General features: G+C 59.7%; 13 protein-coding genes and 2 riboswitches. Of the genes, 6 read left to right on the top strand and 7 right to left on the bottom strand.

Annotated features, from left to right (window positions below):
• The first annotated feature begins 4 nt into the window (after positions 1-4).
• Complete coding sequence (locus AC2D8O_RS11845) at positions 5-1,075, top strand: hypothetical protein (RefSeq protein ID WP_484679036.1); 1,071 nt, start codon at positions 5-7, stop codon at positions 1,073-1,075.
• Positions 1,072-1,713 (top strand): LysE family transporter, encoded by a 642-nt coding sequence (locus AC2D8O_RS11840; RefSeq protein ID WP_484679035.1) that lies wholly within the window; start codon positions 1,072-1,074, stop codon positions 1,711-1,713. The genes AC2D8O_RS11845 and AC2D8O_RS11840 overlap by 4 nt, the downstream gene beginning before the upstream one ends.
• Here the strand turns inward: AC2D8O_RS11840 and AC2D8O_RS11835 are convergent.
• The 4 genes from AC2D8O_RS11835 to AC2D8O_RS11820 are packed head-to-tail and all read right to left on the bottom strand — an operon-like array spanning position 1,706 to position 5,522.
• Positions 1,706-2,401 (bottom strand): Crp/Fnr family transcriptional regulator, encoded by a 696-nt coding sequence (locus AC2D8O_RS11835; protein ID WP_484679034.1) that lies wholly within the window; start codon positions 2,399-2,401, stop codon positions 1,706-1,708. The genes AC2D8O_RS11840 and AC2D8O_RS11835 overlap by 8 nt on opposite strands.
• Before the next feature lie 21 nt (positions 2,402-2,422).
• Entirely contained in the window at positions 2,423-2,995 is a 573-nt protein-coding gene (locus AC2D8O_RS11830) for a hypothetical protein (RefSeq protein WP_484679033.1), read from the bottom strand.
• Complete coding sequence (locus AC2D8O_RS11825) at positions 2,974-3,411, bottom strand: hypothetical protein (RefSeq protein WP_484679032.1); 438 nt, start codon at positions 3,409-3,411, stop codon at positions 2,974-2,976. Before AC2D8O_RS11825 ends, AC2D8O_RS11830 begins: the two co-directional genes overlap by 22 nt.
• Before the next feature lie 14 nt (positions 3,412-3,425).
• Positions 3,426-5,522, bottom strand: coding sequence for a PP2C family protein-serine/threonine phosphatase (locus AC2D8O_RS11820; protein WP_484679031.1), 2,097 nt, complete (start codon positions 5,520-5,522; stop codon positions 3,426-3,428).
• A gap of 111 nt (positions 5,523-5,633) precedes the next feature.
• A riboswitch (cobalamin riboswitch) is annotated at positions 5,634-5,853 on the top strand.
• A gap of 143 nt (positions 5,854-5,996) precedes the next feature.
• Between AC2D8O_RS11820 and AC2D8O_RS11815 the strand changes: the two genes are divergently transcribed.
• Complete coding sequence (locus AC2D8O_RS11815) at positions 5,997-7,994, top strand: TonB-dependent receptor plug domain-containing protein (RefSeq protein ID WP_484679030.1); 1,998 nt, start codon at positions 5,997-5,999, stop codon at positions 7,992-7,994.
• A 26-nt stretch (positions 7,995-8,020) separates the two neighbouring features.
• Positions 8,021-9,112 (top strand): YncE family protein, encoded by a 1,092-nt coding sequence (locus AC2D8O_RS11810; RefSeq protein ID WP_484679029.1) that lies wholly within the window; start codon positions 8,021-8,023, stop codon positions 9,110-9,112.
• Here the strand turns inward: AC2D8O_RS11810 and AC2D8O_RS11805 are convergent.
• Genes AC2D8O_RS11805 through AC2D8O_RS11795 form a run of 3 tightly spaced genes read right to left on the bottom strand, consistent with a single transcriptional unit; the run spans position 9,105 to position 12,433 of the window.
• On the bottom strand, positions 9,105-10,196 hold the full coding sequence (locus AC2D8O_RS11805; RefSeq protein WP_484679028.1) for an ABC transporter ATP-binding protein: 1,092 nt from the start codon (positions 10,194-10,196) through the stop codon (positions 9,105-9,107). The genes AC2D8O_RS11810 and AC2D8O_RS11805 overlap by 8 nt on opposite strands.
• Positions 10,196-11,257 (bottom strand): iron chelate uptake ABC transporter family permease subunit, encoded by a 1,062-nt coding sequence (locus AC2D8O_RS11800; protein WP_484679027.1) that lies wholly within the window; start codon positions 11,255-11,257, stop codon positions 10,196-10,198. Before AC2D8O_RS11800 ends, AC2D8O_RS11805 begins: the two co-directional genes overlap by 1 nt.
• Before the next feature lie 3 nt (positions 11,258-11,260).
• On the bottom strand, positions 11,261-12,433 hold the full coding sequence (locus AC2D8O_RS11795; RefSeq protein ID WP_484679026.1) for an ABC transporter substrate-binding protein: 1,173 nt from the start codon (positions 12,431-12,433) through the stop codon (positions 11,261-11,263).
• A 33-nt stretch (positions 12,434-12,466) separates the two neighbouring features.
• Positions 12,467-12,675, bottom strand: a riboswitch (cobalamin riboswitch).
• Positions 12,676-12,737: 62 nt separating this feature from the next.
• Between AC2D8O_RS11795 and mnmE the strand changes: the two genes are divergently transcribed.
• Positions 12,738-14,099, top strand: a complete 1,362-nt coding sequence (gene mnmE, locus AC2D8O_RS11790; protein WP_484679025.1) for a tRNA uridine-5-carboxymethylaminomethyl(34) synthesis GTPase MnmE — start codon at positions 12,738-12,740, stop codon at positions 14,097-14,099.
• Positions 14,100-14,605: 506 nt separating this feature from the next.
• Positions 14,606-23,029: a hypothetical protein gene (locus tag AC2D8O_RS11785; RefSeq protein ID WP_484679024.1), complete on the top strand. Its 8,424-nt coding sequence runs from the start codon at positions 14,606-14,608 to the stop codon at positions 23,027-23,029.
• Positions 23,030-23,133: the final 104 nt, after the last annotated feature.

The following is a 23,133-nucleotide window of genomic DNA, read 5'->3' as shown; positions in this document are numbered from 1 at the left end:
CAGCATGGAACTGACAGTGACGCCCGTGGCCACTTCGCGACGCTGGCAGCGGCCTCTATGGCTGGTGCGGCTGCTGCACTGGGAGTACTGGAACTTCTACGTGTTCTATCTGCCTGTTTTTGCCTGGATTGCCCTGCTGGCGCTGCGGGCCCGCAACCTGCTGTTTTTTACGGCAGCCAATCCTGGCATACCTGCTGGGGGGCTGGCTGGCGAAAGTAAGCGCGAACTGCACCAAATGCTTCCCGCTGAATATCTGCCGCAGACCCTTTTTCTGGCAGGAGATGAGGCACTGGAGAAGGTGTTGGCAGAGGTGCAGGCTGCTGGCATGGCCTTTCCGCTCATTGCCAAACCCGAGGTAGGCGAACGCGGACGCCTGGTGGAGAAGCTGGCCACCCCCCAGCAATTGGGCCACTATCTGCAACGCAGTAGAGAGCCCACGCTGCTTCAGACATATGTAGACCTGCCGCTGGAACTGGGGGTGCTGTACATGCGCCACCCTGACGCCACGATAGGGCGCGTAACCTCGGTGGTGAGGAAAGAACTGCTGACGGCTGTAGGCGATGGCAGCACTACATTGGGACAGTGGGTAGCGCAGACCGACCGCGCGCGGTTTCAGCAGGAGCGGCTGCGGCAGGAGTATGCGGCTCAGTGGGATCGGGTACTGGCCCCCGGCGAGCGTCTGGAGTTGGTGAGCATTGGCAACCACAGCCGTGGTACGCTGTTTCGCAGTGGGCAGCATCTGCTGGGGCCAGCGTTGGATAACGTCTTTGCCCCACTCTGCGGCCGCATCGCTGGCTTTTACGTGGGTCGGCTGGACATCCGCGCAGCCAGCGAGGAAGCCCTGCTGCGTGGCGACTTTGTGGTGTTGGAACTGAACGGCGTGGCAAGTGAGCCCGCCCATATCTACGACCCCGATATGCCACTCTGGAAAGCCTGGCGCGACCTTTTCATCCACTGGCGGCAGGTGATGCACATCTCCGTAGCCAACCTGCGCCGCGGCGCCCCTGCTTTGTCGTGGGGGCAGTTCTGGCAGCTGTATCGAGGCTACCGCAAAGCCCATTCGCCACGGCCATGAGTGCGCTATTGGTGTTTGTGGTGGCAGTGGCCATCAGCTTCATGGGCTCGCTTCAGCCCGGCCCCATGAACCTGATGGTGCTGCGAAGCACGATTGCCGGGCGTACACAGGCCGCATGGGGTCAAGCGGTGGGGTTCAGTCTGCCCGAGGCTTTGTACAGTGGTGTAGCTCTGCTGGGAGCCAGCTGGCTGCCGTTGGTGTCAGCCCATGGCCTCTGGGCCCGAATGGGTGCGCTGGTGGCGGTGGGAATGGTCTGCGTGGTGTTCTGGAGACAGCCGAAAGTGCTGCTGGACGGGCCATTGCCTGTGTCGGCAGGCCGCCAGGTGTGGGGCGGCCTGTTCACCGGGCTGGCGCTTGGGCTGGCCAATGTTCAACTGCCGCTGTTCTGGGCTGGTGTGGTGGTGATGGGCCAGACGGCTGGGATGCTGACAGCTTCGGCCGAGCAGGTGGCCCTGATGGCAGGCGCACCTTTAGGCAGCTTTCTGCTGCACTGGGGAGTCATCCGACTGGGGCAGCGGCTGCAACAGCAGGCACTGCAACATGTAGTGGACAGGGTGCTGCGGATAGCGTTCTGGTTGCTGGCGGCCTTATGGCTGTGGCTGGCTGCCGAGCTGGTGCGATATCTGGCTGCTACCTGAGCTGGTCTGGTGCTACCAACAGGCGAATGTGCTTGCGGTCGTATTCCATCTGGCCGGCCTCCCTCAGTTCGGAGAAGACGGTGGACACCAGCTGGCGCGAGGTTGCCGTGAGGTTGGCTACATCCTGGTGGGTGAGGAAGTTGTCGATATGGATTTCCTCGCCCCGGATACGGCCGTAGTCGTTGGCGAAGTCGCGGAGGAAGTCGAGGATGCGGGTGCGGGCATCCTTGAATGCGAGGGAGATAAGCTTGCGCTCCAGCTTGTTCATCCGCTCGCCCACAGTTTTGATGACCTGTACCGAGAGATCGGGGCGGGTGCTGAGCATTTCCTGAAAGCGGTCGGTATTGATGGCACATACTGCCACCTCGCTGATGGCCTGTGCAAACTCCTGCGTGGGCGTGCTGACACCACCAATGCTGCCGAAGATGTCGCCGGGTTGAAGCACATTCAGAATGACTTCGCGGCCATCGGGGGCATAGCTGCCGAGCTTGATGAAGCCTTTTTTGAGGAAGAAAACCGAGTCCTGCATTTCGCCGGGCAGGTACACAAACTCGTCCTTGTGGCATTGCACCATCTCGCTCCGCACGTCCAGCGCCTTGTAGTCGGCATCGTCGATCATGTCGAAGAAGAAGAAGTTCTTGAAGTACCAGTACTTCGACTCCGGTACCGATTGGGGAATGGCGGGCATGGACATAGGCTTTGCCGGAAGTTACATCTTGGTAGATTGAGGTGGAAGGCCGCTGACTGTTAAGTTATTGGCTGCCCTGTAGCGAAGGGTGGATTCGGCAATGCCCAAGTCGGCAGGGAGGGTGAATTCGGGCGCAGTAAATGCGAGTGCAAAGCGGATGAGGGCAAGGTGGTGGGTCGAATGCTCGGAAAGATAAAGCAGTTCGCGGTCGAAGTGCGTGCGGGTCTGGTGCACGATGGTGCCCTGCCGGCCCAGGGGCGCTTCCAGCACCAGCGGCAGGTTACATTCCACACGGGCTATTTCTGTCTCCACCCACGCCAGGCATGCCAGCGCAGCGGGGGGAGCTGTTTCCAGCGCAGGGTTGCGGCGGCGGCGGTCGTAACAGACGGTGCCAGTGGCTACGCCCTCCAGCAGGCAGGTGTAGAACTCAAGCGTGTGGCGCACGTGCTGGCCGATGCTTGCGTTGCCCATCTCACTTACCTGCTGACTGTAGAGCGCAGGCGGCAGGTGTTCCAGCAGGTATTGCAGCTGGTTGAAGACGGTGTTCTGGGTAGCCTGTATCAGCATGGGAATCAGCGGGAAAGAAGGGGCCAATGGGGGCGGTTGCGCAGCAGAAGAGCAGCCGACAGCACCAGCAGCAGCAGGGCAAGCAGGGTGAGTACGGGGTCTTCGCCGGGGCGAATGGCCAGCTCGGTGAAGAGAGCGCCCATCATGGTGCCCGCTACGGCCAGCAGGCCCAGCAGGTACAGGCGATAGGGGGTGTGCTGCCAGTGACGGTCTTTCACAGCCAGCACGGCCAGTAGCAGGCTGCCACACAAGAGCTCCAGCACCCCTGTGAGGTACATGAACCAGCGGCCCTGCCAGCCCATGAAAGCATTGATTTTGTTGAAGAGCGCAAGCGATACTGGCAGGGCCAGCAGTTTGGGCAGGCTGAAGGCCAGCATCAGTACAGCCAGCACCAGGGCCAGTCGGCGCTCGGCGGCGGGAAGGAGAGTGGAGGTAGCAGTCATGGTGTAGAGGAAAGTCAGGAGATGCGGATGCCGATCACGAGGATGTCGTCGGTCTGGGGGCGGTCGCCCTGCCAGGCTTTCAGGGCATTGTGCAGGTGCTGCTTCTGGGCGGGCAGGTCCAGCAGGGCTGTTTCCTGCAACAGCGTGCGGAAGCGCTTGCTGGTAAACTTGCGGTTGTTGTCGCCGCCAAACTGGTCGGTGATGCCGTCGGTGAAGAGGTAGAAGGTGTCGCCGGGCTGTGTGTCGATGACGGTGCGTGCAAAGGCCGTGCGGTCGCCATACAGTGAGGCGCCGCCACCGATGGGCTGCTTGGTGGGGGCAAACTCCTCCATTTCGCCGTTGCGCAGGCGCAGCAGCGGGCGGTTGGCGCCAGCATACACCAGTTGCTGCTGGTCGCGGTCGAAGCGGCATAGGTTGAGGTCCATGCCGTCCTGGCTACCCTCGGCGGCGAGGTCTTCGCGCTCGCGGCGGGTCTGGTTCTGTTTCAGGGCTTCCTGCACCAGTTGGTCCAGGCTGTTGAGCAGTATGGAGGGGCAGGGGCGGTCGTTTTCTGACACCAGTCGGTTGAGCAGGTTGCTGCCCAGCATGGACATGAAGGCACCTGGCACGCCGTGGCCCGTGCAGTCGGCCGCACAGACGTAAAAGCTGTTCTGCTGCTCGTGCAGCCAGTAGAAGTCGCCGGAGACGATGTCCTTGGGAAGGTACAGGACGAAGGCCTGCGGGAAGGCGCGGTAGAAGGTATCGGTTTTGGGCAGGATGGACAGCTGGATGCGGCGGGCGTATTCGATGCTGTCGGTGATGTCGCGGTTCTTCTGGCTGATCTCCTGATTGGCGTGGTTCAGTTCTTCGGTGCGCTGGGCCACCTTCAGTTCAAGGTTGGCGCTGAGGTCTTCGGCCTCTGTGAGGGCAAAGCCATAGCGCCGCGACAGCACGATGGCCTGCACTGCCAGAAAGAAGAGGAAGCCATAGGTGAACAGTTCGTATTCTACCAGGCCATAGCCTGCGAGCTGGAGTACGTCATGCAGGCCCGCAGCCACCATGCCCAGCAGGCCTACGGAAAGGGCACGTGCATAGGGACGACGAAACCAGGCTGCCCGCAACAGTACGTACAGCAGGCCGATTACTACCACAATCAGGACAGGCTGAAGGCCAATCAGTGTTTCAGTGAAGGTGGCAATGGGTAGTAACAGGGCCACCAGCGTGTACAGACCCGTTACCAGGGCCATGCCCTGTGCTGCACGGCGTGGCATGTCGCGCGGGAAGAGTGCCCGCAGATAGAAGGCGCCCTCAACTACCAAAGCCAGCGTGAGCAGGTAGTAGCCTTTTACCTGCCAGGCGAAGGTGAAGAAGCCGCTGTATTCGTTGAGCCAGAAGTAGATGTAATGGTCGGCGAAGACCATGTAGCGTAACATCACCGTGAGGCAGATGAGGCCGAACCACAGCATGGCGCGTTCTCTCCGCCGAAAGAGATACACCAGAAAATGATAGATGGCCATAACGAGCAGGCCGCCGATGATGGCTAGGTCGCGGCTGTTGCCAAACTCGTACGCCAGACGCAACTGGGGTTCGCGCCCTACGGTGGGCGTTTCGAGCATGCCACCAAAGAGGCTGTAGTCGGCCACCTGGATTACGATGTCAAGCCGGTCGGTGCTGTCGGGAATGCGCACCAGCTGGCGCAGCATCTTCGACTCGGTTTCGGCGGCCGAGGTGCCGGGGGTGCCACTCACAGCTGCCAACTGACCATTGACGTATACACGGTACGACGTCCAGATGAAGGGCACCTGCAATGCCAGCCCGCTGTGGTTGCGGCCCAGCAGCACCTGCGTGCGGTAGGTGCCATGGCCATGCGTGCCGAATGATTTGGCGTCTACGGTGTAGGCATCCCAGCTATTTGGTACGGCCACCCGCACGCCCCTGGGCGCTTTTACCGCCATCTCGATGGGCGTGAGCAGCTGATTGGGGTAAAACTCCCAGTCGCCGGCCAGTTTTACGGGTTGGGTATTGGCCCAGTCGGTGGTCTGCACATCGAAGCGGCTTTCCTGTGCCCGCAGAGAAAGTGGCACTGCCAGCAGCAGAAGGAGTGAATATGTGAGCGTGAGCCAGTTGCGCATAGAGCAAAGGTGAGTGGCAGGGCGCTGCGCATTTGTCGGCTGGAAGACAGGGCGGACGGGGCATTGGGTTCTGTTGAAAACTTTGGTTTGGAGAAAGCGCGGGTACAGTGCCTACCTTTGCCCCGCTCAGGTCGCACCGCCGAATGGCCGTTTGGGGGTGCGTGAAAAGGGAATCCGGTGCAAAACCGGAGCAGTTCCCGCTGCTGTAAGTCTCCGGTCTGCGGTTGCGCAGGCCAGCTGTTGGGCACAGAAGCCACTGTCCGGCCAGGATGGGAAGGCGCCCCACAGCCACGAGGCGAGCCAGAAGACCTGCCTGTGCACGAGTCGTTCCGGCGCCTTCGGAGAAAAGGCAGGACGGTGTTTCCTTTTGGGCACAGGGGCCTACAGGGCCTGGCTGTTGCCACATTGGGTTTCCCATTCTGTGCGTGGGCATACCGGGCCGATTCGGTTTCCATACTGAATCTGTACCGTCCCATGCGCCACCTGCTCCTGCTGCTTCTGTTTGTCACCCCGCTGGGGATGCTGGCGCAAACCGCCCCTGACACACTTGTACTGGACGCCGTAGAGGTAACAGGCGAACGTCTGCCAAACCCCAACCGACGCCTGCTGCCGGCCCATGTGCTGGACAGTGCCGCGCTGGCCCGCCGCAACGCCGCCTCGGTGGCCGATGCAGTGCGCGAGCTGCCCGGCGTCATGCTGAAAGACTATGGCGGAATTGGAGGCTTGCGCACGCTGAGTGTCCGCAGCCTGGGCGCCAACCACACGGCAGTATTTCTGGACGGCTTCCAGCTGGTGGATGCGCAAACCGGACAGACCGACCTCGGGCGGCTGTCGCTGGACAACCTGCGCAGCGTGCGGCTGGAGCTGGGCGCTACCACCCTGCTGGCACAGCCAGCCCGTGCCTATGCTGCGGCCAGCACCCTGCATCTGACCTCGCGGGGAGCAACACTTCTGTCCATGACGGTGCCGTATCGGCTGCGGGGAAGCGTGACAGGCGGCAGTTTTGGCCTGTACACCGGGGCCGTAGGGACCGACTGGCGGATGGGCCGTAAGTGGGCTGCCGCACTTAATGCGGAGGTGCAGCAGGGCCATGGCCGCTACGACTTTCTGCTGAAAAACGGCAGCGCCTCGGAGACGCTGACGCGCCAGAACGCCGACCTGCGCACCCTCCGCGCCGAGCTGGACCTTGCCCGCGCCCTGCAGAATGGCCATATACGGGCCAAGCTGTGGTATTTCGACAGCGACCGTGGCCTACCCGGTGCTACGGTGTTGTACAATCCGGCGGCGGCACAGCGGCTGGGCAACCGTGATGCCTTTGTGCAGGTGGGGTGGGAGCAACGCCTGGGGGGCAGCTGGCAACTGGCAGTGCAGGTACGCTATGGCTCGCAGTTTACCCATTACCGCGACCCTAACGACCCCGGCAAGCTTGGTGGTCTCGACGACACCTATCAGCAGCAGGAGGGCTATGCCTCGGCGGCGGTGTCGTGGCTGGCAACTGGCAGGCTGGCCTTTTCCGCAGCCACCGATGTTGCTTGGAACCATCTGGCAACGACGATTCTGGCGGGAATGCCTACCCGCGTTACGCTCTATCAGGCGCTGGCAGTAAAGTGGCAGCCCGACGCGAAGGGCCGTTGGGCGGTGGATGCCTCGTGGCTGCTGACACGTGTAAACGACAGTCCGGTAGGGACGGTGGACCGGCCAGCCGTTGCCTATGGCAACCCACAGTTGGCTATCGGCTGGGCTCCGCTTGGCGATGCGGGCCCACGCCTGCGGCTTGCGGGGCAGCAGACCCTGCGCCTGCCCACCCTCAACGACCTGTATTATACCCGTGTAGGCAACCGCAACCTGCGGCCCGAGCGCGTGCAGCAGTTGAACCTTGGGCTGGATTGGGAGCATCGTACCCGGGGCGTGCTGGCACGCACACGGCTGGCGACAGATGTCTATCTGGGCCGGGTGTACGACCGCATTCTGGCCATCCCCACCCGCAACCTCTTCGTGTGGTCCATGGTGAATGTGGCCGAGGTGGCGACGCGCGGGCTGGAAGTGCAGGCCGAACTGGAAACCCGCCAGTGGGGCCGGTTTTCCGCGCAGTGGCAGGGACAGTTCACCATGCAGTATGCCACCGACCAGAGCACTGCGGGCAGCAGTGGCACCGAACCCAATGGCCAGATTCCCTACACGCCCTTCAACCTGGCGTCTTCCCGCCTGACGCTTACCTATGGCACCGTGAGTGTGGGGGCAGGCCTCCTATACACGGGATTCCGCTATTCCCTGCCGGAGAACATTGCCGCCAACGTGCTGCCTGGCTTTACTCTGCTGGATGCCCAGGCCAGCTGGCGCATCCGTTCGGCCCGGCCCCCCCTGCTGCTGAAGGCCGAGGTAAACAACCTTGCCGACCAGCAATACGAGTTAATCCAGAGCTATCCCATGCCGGGCCGGTCATACCGTCTGGCGCTGTCTTTTTCCCTGTAAAACCTGACCCACTGACTGTTTACAATATGATGAACGTTACCCGACCCGCACTGGCGCTGCTGTGTGCCGCACTGTTGCTGACTGCCTGCGAAAGCGCACCTGAAGACCAGCCACAACCCACACCTCCGGTCTCTCCCAAGGGTCTGCTGGTGCTGAACGAGGGGCTCTTTGGCCGCAACAACGCCTCGCTCTCGTTGTTGCAGACCAACGTGCGCCCCGAGAATGCCCCCGGCATCAACTTCCAGGACTACTTCCGCACAGTCACCGACCGGGGCCTGGGCGACACCGCCAACGACCTCATTCGGTATGGTGACCGCATCTATGTCGTGGTAAACGTCTCCAGCACCATCGAGGTGTTGGACGCCCGCACCCTGAAGCACCTGCGCCAGATTGAAGTGAAGAATGGAGGCACGGGCCGCCAGCCACGGTATGCGGCCGGTAACAGCGGAAAGCTGTACGTGACCTGCTACGACGACAACGTGGTGGTGATAGACACAGCCACTTTTGCAACGGTTGCCACCATACCCGTGGGCCGCGATCCCGAAGGCATTCTGTCACTGGGCACCAAGCTGTATGTAGCCAACAGCGGCGCCCTCAGCACCTACGATAACCGCGTTTCGGTGATTGACGCTGCCACCAACACCGTTACGGCCAACTGGACAGTGGCCGACAACCTCTTCCTGATAGCGGCCGACAAGGGCGGCGACATCTACGTATCGGCCCGCGCAACCTATGACCCCACAGACTGGAGCGAGCTCACACCCTCTGCCATCCATGTGCTTAACGCTACTGATGGCAGTATCAAACAGACGCTGAGCCTGAACTCCGCCTCCTTTGCCCTGCGTGGCGACTCGGCCTTTGTGCTCAGCAACAGCCGCGTTTCGCTGGTCAACACCCAAACCGATGCAGTTGCGAACATCAACTGGATCAACATGACCGTGAACAACGTAGGCAATCCCTACAACATCTCGGCTGATCCAGTCACTGGCGAAGTTTATGTGACGGACGCAAAGGATTATGTGCGTGCAGGCGAAACGCTGGTGTTTGACCGCACCGGTGTCCAGAAACTGCGTTTCAGTGTGGGCCTGCTGCCGAGCCGTGTGCTGCGCGTCAATTGACGAAGCGCGTCAGCGTGACCTGTGTTTCAAAAGGCTCCGGCAACGGGGCCTTTTCTGTGATCTGGTTCAGATGTTGGCCGGTTTGCAGCAGCAGCATGGCCATGTCGGTAGCGTCAGCGGCTGGTCTGCCGTGGTGTGTCAGTATGAAGTGGGTGGTGCCGTTTGAAGTACGGGTGTCCAGATGCCAGGGTGCCTCAGGTGTGCTGGCCTGAAAGAAGCCGAGCCGGAAGAGTGCACGCAGGGCCCAGCAGGCTTCGGGCGAGTCGTTAGCCAGCCAGAGGGGCAGTGTGCCCTGTGGCAATAGTGCGGCGCGGCCTGTGGCAGCGTCCAGATGCAGCCCTTCGGTGGGGAACGTGGCGTTGAGATGGCCCTGTGCCAGAAGGTCTTCGGGCAGGCCTGCCACCAGTGGACCGCCGGGGGGCAGCAGCCACAGGCTGTCGGCGGCCTGTAGGGCCAGGTCCAGTTCGTGTGTGCTGACGAGAATGGCTTTGTGGTGCTGGTGCGCCAGCCGCATCAGCAGATGCAGAATGCTGACACGGCCGGGGAGGTCCAGGTGGGCGGTAGGCTCATCGAGCAGCAGGACGGGGGTATCCTGCGCCAGTGCACGGGCGATGTGGGCACGTTGACGCTCGCCGTCGGAGAGCTCGTGGAGCGGGCGGTCGGCCAGATGGGCAATGCCGCAGTCGGTCATGGCCTGTTGCACCAGGGCAAGGTCGGTGGCCGACAGCGTGCCCTGCCAATTGGTGTAGGGTTGGCGGCCCAGTGCCACCAGCTCGTGTGTTCGCAGCAGACTGTGGCCACTCTGTGCGCCAAACACCAGCGCAAACCGGTGGGCGCGCTCGGCATGGCCCAGGTTGGCGAGGTCGGCACCGTTGGTGTAGACAGCGCCTGCCAGTGGCGGTTGCAGGCCAGCCAGCGTACGCAGAAGGGTAGATTTGCCTGCGCCATTGGGCCCCAGGAGGCACACCAGTTGGCCGGCGTAAAGTCGGCAGCTGAGGCCCTTGGCCACTGTGCGGGTGTGGCGGCCACCGTAACCGATACTCAGGTCTGTGCCTGCCAGCCGGGGTGTCAGGGGAGTGGTCATCAGTGGAAAGCGCGTTGGAGTGAACGGCTGCGCAGCAGCAGGAATATGACAACGGGTGCCCCCAGCAAGGAGGAAACAATGTTGACGGGCAACACGGCGGCATGGCCGGGCAGGGCTGTCAGTACGTCGCAGAGCAGCAGTGCCAGAGCGCCCAGCAGGGCCGTTGCGGGTATGAGTTTGCGGTGGCTGGAAGCGGCCAGCCACCCCCGTGCCACGTGCGGCACCGCAATGCCGATGAAGGCAATGGGCCCACAGAAGGCCGTGACGCCGCCCGCCAGCAGGCTGGTAGCCAGTATGATGAGAAAGCGACTGCGGCGCAGATGGTGGCCCAGACTGCGGGCATAGTCTTCGCCCAGCAGCAGGGCGTCCAGCGGTTTGGCCGATACCCATGCCAGCCCCAGTCCCAGCAGGGTGATAGCCGCCAGCAGGGCTATCTGCGCAGGGGGCACCCCGCCCAGCGAGCCGAACGTCCAGAGTAGATAGTCCTGCAACTGCTCGGGGGCGCTGTAATACTGCCAGATGCTGACCACCGACAGCGTAGTGGCACCCATCATCATGCCGACGAGCAGCAGCACCACGGCGTCGCGCACATGTGAGGCCAGCAGCAGTACGATGAGCAGCACCAGTGCAGCCCCGGCAGCGGCGGCCCCAGCCAGCAACGACCCACTGGCAATGCCCATGCCCTTCACAGCGGCAATACCCAGCCCGCCCGAAGCCAGCAGCAGCGCCGATACGCCCAGACTGGCACCAGCAGAGATGCCGAGCACATCGGGCCCGGCCAAGGGGTTGCGGAAGAGCGTCTGCATCAGCAGGCCCCCCACAGCCAGTGCAGCCCCTGCACAGAGAGCAGTGAGCGCCTTGGGCAGGCGTACCTGGTGGATAATGACGCTCCAGACGGGGTCGTCGGTGGGGGCAGGGGCCTGCCACAGCGCCCGTAGGAGGCCGGGGAGTGGGATGTCAACGGCGCCGAAACAGAGATCGAGCAGGAAGGCCAGTGCTACCCCCAGCAGCAATATAGGCAGCCATCGCTGACGCGCAAACCGAAGCAGCGGGGCGTTCATTCGTCAGGAAAGAGGGAGGTAGAATTCCAGCTGATAGCCTGGCAGCAGCTCGGGGTGCAGGATGAAGAGAAGGTCGGCCAGCACGCGGTCGGGGTAGAGGAGGCCGCGTTCCCAGAAGTCATTGGTGAGGTCGGGCAGCAGGCGGCGGTTGTAGATCCATACTTTGCCGGGGCGCAGCGAGGGGAACGATGCAAAGCGGGGATCGAGGGCGCGGAGCTCGTCGAGGCGCGTCAGTTTGTACTGGCCGGGGTTGAACCAGAATTCGGCTTTCTGAGCAATAGGCAGAATGGCTTCGAGGCTCAGGGGCAGGCCGCCGGTTTCGCGCTGGCCCGCCCAGGGGTAAGTGGCGCCAGCATCCATGAAGAAATGCGCCATGTAGCTGTTGCCACCGGGCACATACCATACATCCTTGTAGGGCAATCCTACCAGCAGAATGGGGCGGTGCTGCACGCCACGGGCCAGGGCTTTGAGGGAGTCATAGCGGGTTTGAGTCTGGCGGAATAACGCCGCGGCTTTGGCGCTGTTACCCGTGAGCGCGCCCATGAGTTTGATCCATTCAGCGCGGCCCAGCGGCGTTTCTTCCAGCCAGTCGGCCATGGGGATAAGGGGCAGCCCGGTGGCACTTACGGCACGTACACTGGTGCCGCTGCCCGCAATGGCGGCAGTGGTTACCACGGCCTGGGTTTTCAGGGCCAACAGGGTTTCGGGGTTCAGGCCTTCCTGGCCCAGGTCCTGTATGCGCTTTTCCGCCAGTGCCTGTTTTACAGCGGGGTGATAGGCATACTGTGCGCCCGAGAGCCCCACGATTTCTGAGACAGCCCCCAGTTCGGCGGCCATCGCTGCCTGCGAGGCCCCAGACAGTGCGAGGCGCTGCACGGGCACCTGCACCTGTGGCAGGCCGGTGTAAGCTGGGGGTACGGTTACGCCAGCGCGGGTAAGCACAAACGTAAGGGAGTCCTGGGTGTCCTGTGCAGGCCGCAGGATGTGCAGCAGCAGCACACCCGGTGCAGGCATTTCCATCCGGAAGCCTTTGGCATGGCTGACGGTGAAGGAGTCTGGCAGGGCGGCAGCAGCCTGCGTCGGATGCTGAATGCGCGGCTGTTGTGTGCAGGCAGCGGCCAGCAGGGTAAGGGAAAGTAGGGCGGCACGCACGGCGCGCCAGGAGACGATAGACATGGGCGGTTCGCTTTTGGTCCCGAAAGCGGCAGGATTACCGGTTGGTGCAGGGCAGGTCTTCAGGCTCGGCCTTGCTGTGGGGCACGCCTTCCCGCGATTACTCGCAGTGGCGGTTGTGCTCCACCTCTCCTGTGACAGAGAAGGCACTTACTGCAGCGGGTACTGCTCCGGATTCTCACCGGATTCCCTTTTCAGACGGCACAGGCAGGCCCATGCGCATCACCCAGCGGTGCAAACATACGGAAAGGCCGCGTGCCACAGGCCATTCCACCATGGGGCGCTGCCAATGCGCTACCTTTGCGCCGTGGCCCTGATTCCCGATCTTTCCGACACCATTGCCGCCATTGCTACTCCGCCGGGTAGTGGTGCGCTGGGCGTTATCCGTGTGAGTGGCAGCCGTGCGCTGGAGGTGGTGCAGCCGCTGGTGCCCGCCCTCAAGCTGGCCGAACTGCCCAGCCATACCCTGCACTTTGCCCGCCTGCGCGAACCCTCCGGGACGGTGTTGGACGAAGCCGTGCTGTCGCTGTTTCGCGCGCCCCGCAGCTATACCCGCGAGGATATTGTAGAGCTGTCATGCCACGGCAGTTCGTATATCCTGCACCGGGTGCTGTCGCTGCTGACCGCCAACGGTGCTCGCCCGGCGGCCCCTGGTGAGTTTACGCTGCGGGCGTTCATGGCGGGAGGGATGGACCTGTCGCAGGCCGAGGCGGTGGCCGACCTCATTGCGGCGCGCTCGGCCCAAAGCCAACAACTGGCCATGCGGCAGCTGCGTGGTGGCTACAGTGCCCACCTGCGCAGCATACGCGAGCGGCTGGTGCAGTTTGCCTCACTGGTGGAGCTGGAGCTGGACTTTGTGGAAGAGGACGTGGAGTTTGCGGACCGCGGGGCACTTGATGCCGCTGCGGCGGAGGCCATCTTTGCGCTAAGGGGCCTTATCGAGAGTTTTGCTGCGGGCAATGCCGTAAAGCAGGGCCTGCCGACCGTGATTGTGGGGCGGCCCAATGCGGGTAAGTCTACCCTGCTGAACCTGCTGTTGCAGGAGAACCGGGCTATTGTGTCGGACATACCCGGTACCACCCGCGACGTCATCGAGGATACCTTATATATAGGCGGCTTTGAGTTTCGGCTGATGGACACTGCCGGTATCCGCGAGACAGGGGATGCGGTAGAGGCCGAAGGGGTTGCCCGTACGCTTGCCAAGGTGCAGGAAGCAATGGTAGTGGTGCTGTTGTATGACATTGGTATGAGTACACCCGAGGATGCGGAAGCCTATGCCCGCGAGCTGCCGCTGAGTGAGGGTGCGCACCTGTTGTTTGTAGCCAACAAGCTGGATACCCGGCCTGATGCGCTTCTGCCGAGTGGGCATATTGGTCTGTCAGCCAAAGGGGGAGTGGGTCTTGAGGTGCTCACCCATCGGCTGTCGGCACTGGCTGGCGAGTTGGCTGGTGGTGACACTTTGGTGAGCAATCAGAGACACCTGCATGCGCTGGAGCGGGCCAAGGGCAGTCTGGAGGCTGTGCGTGAGGGCTTGCGGGCTGGCCGCCCAGGCGACCTGCTGGCGATGGACATCCGCCATGCCTTGCTTTATCTGGGCGAGATCACCGGAGAAATCACCAACGACGAAATTCTGGGCAATATATTCTCCAAGTTTTGCATAGGTAAGTGATTATAATTGGCCTATTCTGGATAGATGAATCAATTATAATATATAATGCTGGTTGGGTTTCTTGAATTGGGAATAGGTATTACACAAACTCAACGAGCCGCTGGTAGTGGAATGCTAAAATGCTCGGAGATTTCAGTTTTTAAGGAAGATGATAAGTGTTAACGCGGGGACTCATCCTGCAAAATAGTTAGTTTTAACTCAGTGATTAATAGTAGGTGAATCCTTGATAAATCCTTGCTGGCGCTGTCACTGAGGGCATTTTTGAGAGAGCTATGTCTCTTTTTTCCCACTTTAGGACGGCTGTAGACTGGCGATGAGTGTACCTTCTTTTCAGTATTCACGCTTTTCCAAACAGAGAAACAGCGATTTCGACAGTCAGATTCCCGTGCTCGTCCATTTTTCTCATTTATACTGATTCTTGGCAATGCCTTTGTAGAGAAGCGGCGACAACTACTTTCTACAAAGCAATGAATCGGATTAGAGGAACAACAGCTTGGGTGGGCACCATGTTGTTGGTATTGTGCCTCCTGACAGGTCATGGAACATGGGCCCAAACGACGGGTGACTACCGGTCGCGACAAGCTGGCCCATTGTCATGGACAGGTACCACTACATGGCAGCGATGGAATGGCGCAGGGTGGGTAAATGCCACCACTATAGGCGATTATCCAGGTGGGCTGTTGTCGGTAGCAAATCCGGCGGTGACCATCCTGACCGGACACACCGTTCAGATGCCGGGCGCGCTGACAGCCACCATCGGCTCGCTGACGATTCAGGGTACTGGCGTGCTGCAGTGGACATCTGCCAATACCAACAACCTTACCATCTCTGGTAACCTGAACTTCAACCAGACAGGAACTGCATTTACCTACAATGGCGCTAATGGTGCAGGCACCATCACTATTGGGGGGAATGTCAATTTCAACTCGGGCACGTTCAGTACGGCCATGTCAGCCAACAACTTCGTGAATTTTGTATTCAACAGTACGACGGCCGACCAAACCATTACGGTAAGTGCGGGTACACCCGCGTTCCGAAACGTCACGATCAATAAGTCGGGCCGCAACCTTACGGTTACTGGTGGAAACATCATTATCGACAACCAGCTGACACTGCAATCAGACGGCTATCTGAACATTGCAGCTTCTGCGAATGTATTCATGAGTGCCAATGCGGCAGCGATCAGTCCGGGTGCAGGAGCATTCAGTGCTACCCGTATGATTGTGCCCGATGCAACCACTGCCACTGGCGGTACCATTGCAAGGATTGGCACTAACGCCGCAGGCGTTGCCTACACCTTTCCGGTAGGTACCACAGTCAACTATAACGCATACGCGCCCGTGACAGTAGGTACTGTAACGGGTGGTTCTGCTGCTGTCTGTACGCTGTCGGTGAAGCAGACGGTGGAGACCGTTTACACGGGCAAGATCGCGCGTTACTTCCGCATCACTACCAGCAACATCACGACTGGAACTGCCCCTATTACCTTCAATTACGTTAACAACGACGTTTTCTCCGGCGACAACGCCGCAACCTATAACACAGTTTGGAGCCGTACTACAAGCGGCGGCACGTGGACGTCCCTGGCGGGCACTACCGGCGCGAACACCTTTACGGCCAGCGCTGCCAGCCTGGTGTCTGACACCGATATCTACACTCTGGGTACGCCGGTAGCCTATCCGATTACCTACTATTCCTACACTTCCGGCAACTGGACCGACCCAGATACCTGGACGGTAGATCCTTCTGGCTCTACGCTCATCAACTCGCCAACAAATGGCCCTGCCAATGGCGACAAGGCCGTCATTCTGAACGGACAGACTGTAACCATGAACGTCAGCAACGTCTCCATTGCCAATCTGCAACTGGAACAGGACGGTGTGCTGGACCTCGGAACCACTACAGGACACAATTTCGGGAATGTAGAAGGACAGGGTACGCTCCGGACCAACTCGGGGAACCTGCCGACAGCAACCTATACCAGCTTTGCCGCAACCACAGGTGGCAAGGTTGTGTTCTACAATTTTACCGGCAACCTGCCGACCAGCCAGACCATATTCAATAACGTTGAACTGGTGAAAGAAGACGGTTCGGCTACCAACTACACGTATACGCTGGTTAGCGACTGGACCATCAACGGCGATTTGACGATCGTTCGTCGCAATGGTGGGGCCGGTACAGTTACCTGGCAGATCAACGATGCCAGTACAGTGCGCCGCATCATCCGAGTGACGGGCGATCTGGCGCTGGAGCAGGGTGGGCTCATCACGGTAGGCACTGGGGTTCCGGCAGGCGCTACACAAGCGAACGGTGGCCACCAGCTGGTACTGAATGGCAACTTCTACAACCGGGGAGGCACCGCCCGATTCTTCAATACGACTGTAGGCCAGGGGCCCGACCTGACCACTGCCAACTACTACAATGGTACGTATGCCAATACGCCCTTTCAGCGCGCTTGGTATGGTGCTACGGTAGACGTGAAGTTTACGGGTGCCAATAACGCAACGCTGTTCTGTGCAGGCACTACCGACTTCTATCGTCTGCGCGTGCGGAAGGGCACCGACCAGACCTACACGCTGCGTGTGCTCAGCACCGACACCACTCACTTCCGACTGTATGCGCCCAACATACAGGGCCCAGGTGGCTATACTCCTCCGGCAGATACCACCAAGGCGCTGTATCTGGAGGCTGGTACTTTCCGGCTTGGCAACAACATCAGTATCCAATCGCTCACCGAGGGTGGCCAGGCACTTCAGATTGGTGTGCCCGTACAGTTGTGGGTAGACTCTGCAAGAGTAGTTGTTACCAAATTTGCCGGCCCCAACAACAACCGAGCTGCTACCGCAACCTATCTGGTGGGTACGCTCAGGATTACAGCTGGGCTGTTCTCCACGGGTGCTTCCGGGGGTATCCTGTATGGTAACTCCGCAGGCCCAGCAATACAACTTTCCGGTGGGCAGCTGGATATTTCACAGTTAGGTGGCTCTGCCGTTGGTTTGTTTGCCTTCGTCACCATATCGGGCGGTACCATGAATATCCTGGGCTCTGGTGTTACTCCTGGTGCCTGGCCAGGATATCCGCTGTTTGATATGGCATCTGCCAACAACAGCTTTACCATGACGGGTGGCACCATGAATTTTGTTGGCAGCATTCCAACAGCTGCAACAACCGATGGGATAGATATCCGGGCACGCGCGGGCAACTTCAATGTAACTGGCGGTGTAATCAATATCTCCTACCCAGATGCTACTGCTGCATTTACCATCAACTCCACTTCACCGCTGCCCCGTATTAATGTCACCAATACCAGCGGTGCAGGAAATATTACTGTGCGTGGTCGTGCTGTAGGCGGGCCAACTGATGTGCGCAGTATTGGCAATGTTACGCTGAACGGCTTTACTACCTGGGATGGCAACACCAATACGGTTGGCCTCACTGTCGGCGGCGATCTGCTGGTAAATACCAATGCTACCTATAACGTACCCGGTGCCGCCACTACTTTCAATGGTACTGGTGCGCAGTCGTTTAACAACGTACCCAACCTGACATTGGGCTCGTTGGTGGTGAACAAAACCAGCGGCACACTTACCCTCAATGGTGCGGGTACGGTTACCACTGGTGGTCTTACCATCACGAGCGGCACGCTGAACGATAACAGCAAGACTGTAACCGTAACAGGCAACATCGTCAACTCCGGTACACATACCGGCAGTGGTAAGATTCTGATGCAGACAGCTGCGGCCGTGCAGACCATTGGCGGCAGCGGCAGTGGTGTGTTCCAGAACCTGGAGCTAAACAACACCAACGCTGCGACAGCACCTATTTCGCTGCTGGCCAACCAGCGGGTGAATGGTACGCTTACGCTTACCGCCAACAAGATTCTGGACCTCGCCAGCTACAACCTGACACTGGGCAGTACAGCGGCGATTTCTTCACCCGGTTACTCGGCTACCCGTCACATCCAGACGGCAGGCCAGAGCTCTAACGGCGGTCTTACGCGCACCTTTACGGCAGCCAGCGGCGATGTACTGTTCCCGGTAGGTTCCGGTGGCAAGTACACCCCCACCACGCTGAACGCAACCACTACGGGCACCTATGGCACTGTCACGGTTCGTCCGGTAAACAGCGCACACCCCAACCTAACCGCCACGGGCAATGCACTGCTGTACTACTGGCGTGTAACATCTGCTGGCTGGACGGGTACACTGTCGGCCACGCACAAGACGTACACGTATATCGCGGGAGACCGGCAGGGTGCAACCGCGAACTATCGTGTGGCGCGTTATGACGCGGCATCTTCCAGCTGGACTACCAGTACTGGCACCTTCAATGCCGGCGCTACTACGGTGGTAAACCCCAACCCGCCCAACAACAGCAGCTTCCGGACGGGCGCCAACTGGAATACGCTGACGCAGGATTTTATCGATGGTGATTACACCGTAGGTAGTGCAGGGTTTACCTCGCCCACGGTGTTTACTTCCAACGGCACCGGCGGTGGTAACTTCAACACGAATGCTACCTGGGCAGGTGGTGTGGCACCTTCCGGTACTGGCTATGTGGTACGAATTGTCGGTAATGACGTTGTTACGCTCACAGCAAACGTTACTATGGGTGCGCTGGATGTAGCTACGAATGCAACGTTCAATGCCGTAACCTTTACAGGCGGTAACTGGGGCACCGTAACTGGTACAGGCACCATCCGATTGCAGACGGCGACCTTTCCTACTGGCGACTTCTCCGCCTTCCTGGGCACCAATGGTGGTACCATCGAGTATCGTTCGGCTACGGCTCTGACACTGCCCGCCGCTCCTACAAGCTATTGGAACCTGTCGGTGCGAAACACTGCTGCCGGCGGTACGGAGCAGATGACCCTGCCGAACGTAGACCTGACTGTGCTGAATAATCTTACCCTCTTCAGCCAGACCAATAATGCAAACCGAACAGTTCGGTTCAATACCGGAGGCAACTCGCGTACCCTTACGGTGGGCGGTAACATGACGATTGAAGACGGGCGAGTTCTGTTTAACAATGCTACAGCCCAAACCGTAAATGTTGCAGGAAATGTGACCGTAAGTGCAGGTGCAGTAACAGGTCAGTTCCAGTCGATAGCAGGTACACACAACCTTTCGGTCGGTGGCAACCTGAGTGTAGCAGGCACTTTCTCTGGCGGTGCAGGCAACATCAACCTGACAATGAGCGGTGGCAATAATGCCTCGCTCACGGGTGCTGGCACCATTACGCTTACCAACCTGACCGTAAACAAGGGCACCAGCAAGGCAACCCTGCTGACTTTCGATGCTTCAGGTACTGTAACGCTGCCTGCCGACAACTGGCTGACGCTGACCAATGGTACGTTGGTATGGAACCGCAACAACACGCTTTCCATCTCGACTACCTCTACGTTCAATATTCCTACCACTGGCCGTCTGCGCGTGTTGCAGGGCACAGTAAACCTGGCACAGAGCGCAGCCGACAACAACGATGTTACGCTGGCCGGTGAGCTGGAAATCCAGAATGGCACGGTAAACGTTGGTGTGGCTGGCAACAACAACAACAACGATATCGAGTACACCTCTGACGGTAACTCGCAGCTGACGGTAAGCGGTGGCGCACTGAACGTGAACGGCCAGATTCGACGCAGTACGACCATCACCTCCGGCTCGCTGGTATACACGCAGTCGAACGGTACGGTAACGGTGCGGGGTCGTAATCCACAGAATACCCGAGGTATTTTTGAGCTCTATTCCAACACTGGTACCAGCTTCAATATGAGCGGTGGTACACTGGTTGTAGAGCGTGCCGGCGGCGGCTCTATCGGCGACCTGTACCTGCTGCCCGAAACAGGTAATGTTACCGGAGGCACCATTCAGCTGGGTATTGCCACGGCTGGCGCGCAGACGATATTGGTGGAGTCTACGACACCACTGTTCAACCTGACAGTATCTGGTGCCGCGGGCAATGCGGTAACTGCACGAGTACAGGTGCATCCGCTCACCATCCGCGGGACGCTTACTACCAGTGCCGGCAGTGCCAACTCCATCTTCGACTCGGGCACCAACAGCCTGACCACAACGATTCTGGGCGATGTAATCAACAACGGCCAGTTCAAAGCTGACGGTGCTGCGCTCACTGTTTTCAATGGTACTGCCGCCCAGGCATTTACCAATAACACTGGCTCTACTGCGACGCTGTATGACCTTGAGATCAATAAGTCGGCAGGTACGCTGACCTTCAACGGTACACTGGCGGGTGGTATCACCATCAACAACAACCTGACGATCACGCAGGGCACAGTAACCAGTGGTGGGGCCATCACGTTTATCGATGTGAACGGCAGCATTTTCAACAGTGGCACCTACAATGGTTCGCTGGCGCTTCGTTTTGCGGGCGCTGCCAGCACCCACACGCTGGGTGGCAGCAATGGTACCATCAGTAACCTGACCATTGGTGGCGCTGTAGCTACCAAGATTGTTACGATGACAGGTACCCAGACGCTGACTGGTACCCTGGACCTGACCGCTGGTACGACACGCCTGCTGGATATCGGCGGCACGCTGCTGACTTTCGGGCCAAACGCCTCGGCTACGGCTGGCTCTGTTACCCGCATGGTCATCACCAATGGCGCACTCAGCGATGCTGGTGTTGCCAAGGTGTTCAACAGTGGCGCCAACGTTACGTTTGTGTATCCGGTGGGTGTTGCAGGCAAGTACACGCCTGTTACCTACACCACGCCCAACCTCTCGACGTCGGGGACCATTACGGTTCGACCCATCAACTCGAAGCATCCGCTGACACTGGGTGGCGGCACGTCGTATCAGTTGGCTTATTACTGGAATGTTACCAGCACTGGCAACATTCTCAGCAGCCTGAGCCACACCTACACGCCCGCCGCTTCGGATATGACGGGCACTACCGGTACGCTGGTGGCTGCGCGCCTGAGTGGCTCGCCCAGCGCATGGACCACTGGCGAACCCAGTTCCAGCGCTACTATCTCGCTCATCAGTTTCGGCAACGTGAACTCGGCCCCCGGTAACGGCACCAACACCAACTCGGTAGATTACACAGCTGGTGATGGCGATCGTTTCCCCAACCCGATTACGCCCCTTTATTCCTTCAATGGCGCAGCCAACATCACCAATATGGCGGTGGGCGCCAACTGGAACGACGCCAATACCTGGACGACCGATCCGACGGGTGCCACCAGTGTGAATCCCCAGATTCCGCAGGGCCTTCCGGTGGTGATTCTGCCAGGACACCGTGTGAATACCAATGGCTCGGGCCGTCGCGCCAACTCCATCACCCTGACAGGTGGCGCTACCCCCGGTACGTTGTTCATCGGTACCAACATCGGGCACATCTTCGGTACCATTCAGGGCGCGGGCCGTTTGCAAACCCGCACTACCACGTTCCCGGCTGCGAGTTACACCACGTTTGTGGCTTCAGGTGGCGGCACCATTGAGTATGTGCTGCCTATGAGCAACCTTGCCAGCCGTACCACCTACTGTAACCTGGCTTTCTCCGGCGCCGGCAGCATCAGTCTCCCATCGTTTGCCCTTACCATGAATGGTAGTTTCGCCATCGGGGCAGGTGTTACGGTGAACAACACCAACAACATCAACATGTCGGTGGCTGGTGACTGGAACAATGCAGGCACCTATACCGCCGGGACCGGTACGGTTACACTGAACGGTACTGCCGCGCAGAATGTGTCGGGTAGCAATACCTTCTACAACCTGGTGCTCAACAAGCCATCTGGTGCAATTGCCCTGACAGGTACAGGCAGCACTACGGTTGGCAATCAGCTGACCATGACCAGCGGTATCGTAACCTCCAGTGCTACGCACCGTCTGATCCTCAGCGCTGCAGCTATCCTCAGCGGTGGCAGCGCCAGCAGTTTTGTAGTTGGCCCCATGACGCAGACTGTGGCTTCGGCAACGCCGGTTGTGAAGTTCTTCCCTGTCGGTAACGATGCAGCGAGCTACCGTCCGCTGACACTGTCGCTGACACAGACGAACGCTACCAGCCGCACCTACACCACTGAAGTACGCACCGGTAAGCCTGCTACCCGCACGCTGCCCGGTACCCTGGATCGCGTATCGGCTGTGCGTTACTACAACATTACGCAGGCCCCTAACGATGGTATAGCAACAGGTGCTGTCAGCTTCAGCTATGGTGCCGATGATGGGGTGAATGACCCCAACAACCTGCGTGTTGCCAAGTCAAATGGCAGCAGCTGGATAGACCTGGGAGGTGTAGGTTCGGGCATGACGGGCAATATCTCGTCTACAACCAACTTCACTGCTTTCAGCGACTTCATTCTCGGTAACGCTACTGGTGGCACCAACCCGCTGCCGGTGACTTACCTGAGCATTGTAGCCGAACTGACGGGCGCAGGCACGGTTTCGGTACGCTGGACAACTGCCAACGAGCTGAACAACTCGCATTTCATCGTGCAGCGCTCGCTCAGCCCCGACTTCACCGATGTAACTGTATTGGGAACGGTGGCTGGCCATGGCACCACCAACTTCGTGCAGAACTACACCTGGCTGGATACGGACGTGCCAAGTGCCCCTTACGTCTACTATCGTCTGGTACAGGTAGATTTTGATGGTACCATGCACCACACCTCGCCAATGGAAGTGGCAATTACCGGTAAGGCCAATCAGAATGGCCGCTTCACGGTGTTCCCCAACCCCATCAGCGACAGTTTCTGGAGCCTGGCAGCCACCGATGCCGCCTTCAACCTCAACACTCGGGTTACGCTGACCCTGGTGGGGGCCGATGGCAAGGTGTACTTCACACAGACGGGCCCCTTCCAGGTAGCCGTGATGCCGCTCTACGATGCGGTAGCACCTCTGCCCTCAGGTGTCTATACCATACGGATTGCAGCCGACGGCCAGGTAGATTTCCTGCGCATCGTGAAGCTCTGATCCGCGAAGACTGCTGGTAAGTAGTTGAGGCCTGCTCCCCCACGGGAGTGGGCCTTTCTTGTTAAGGCAGGTTAATGTTGCGCGCGGGGAACCAAAGGGCCCTC

The sequence above is a fragment of the Pontibacter sp. T17 genome, assembly GCF_057219875.1.
The sequence above is the reverse complement of the archived record's forward strand: the minus strand, read 5'-3'. Positions and strand labels throughout refer to the sequence as shown.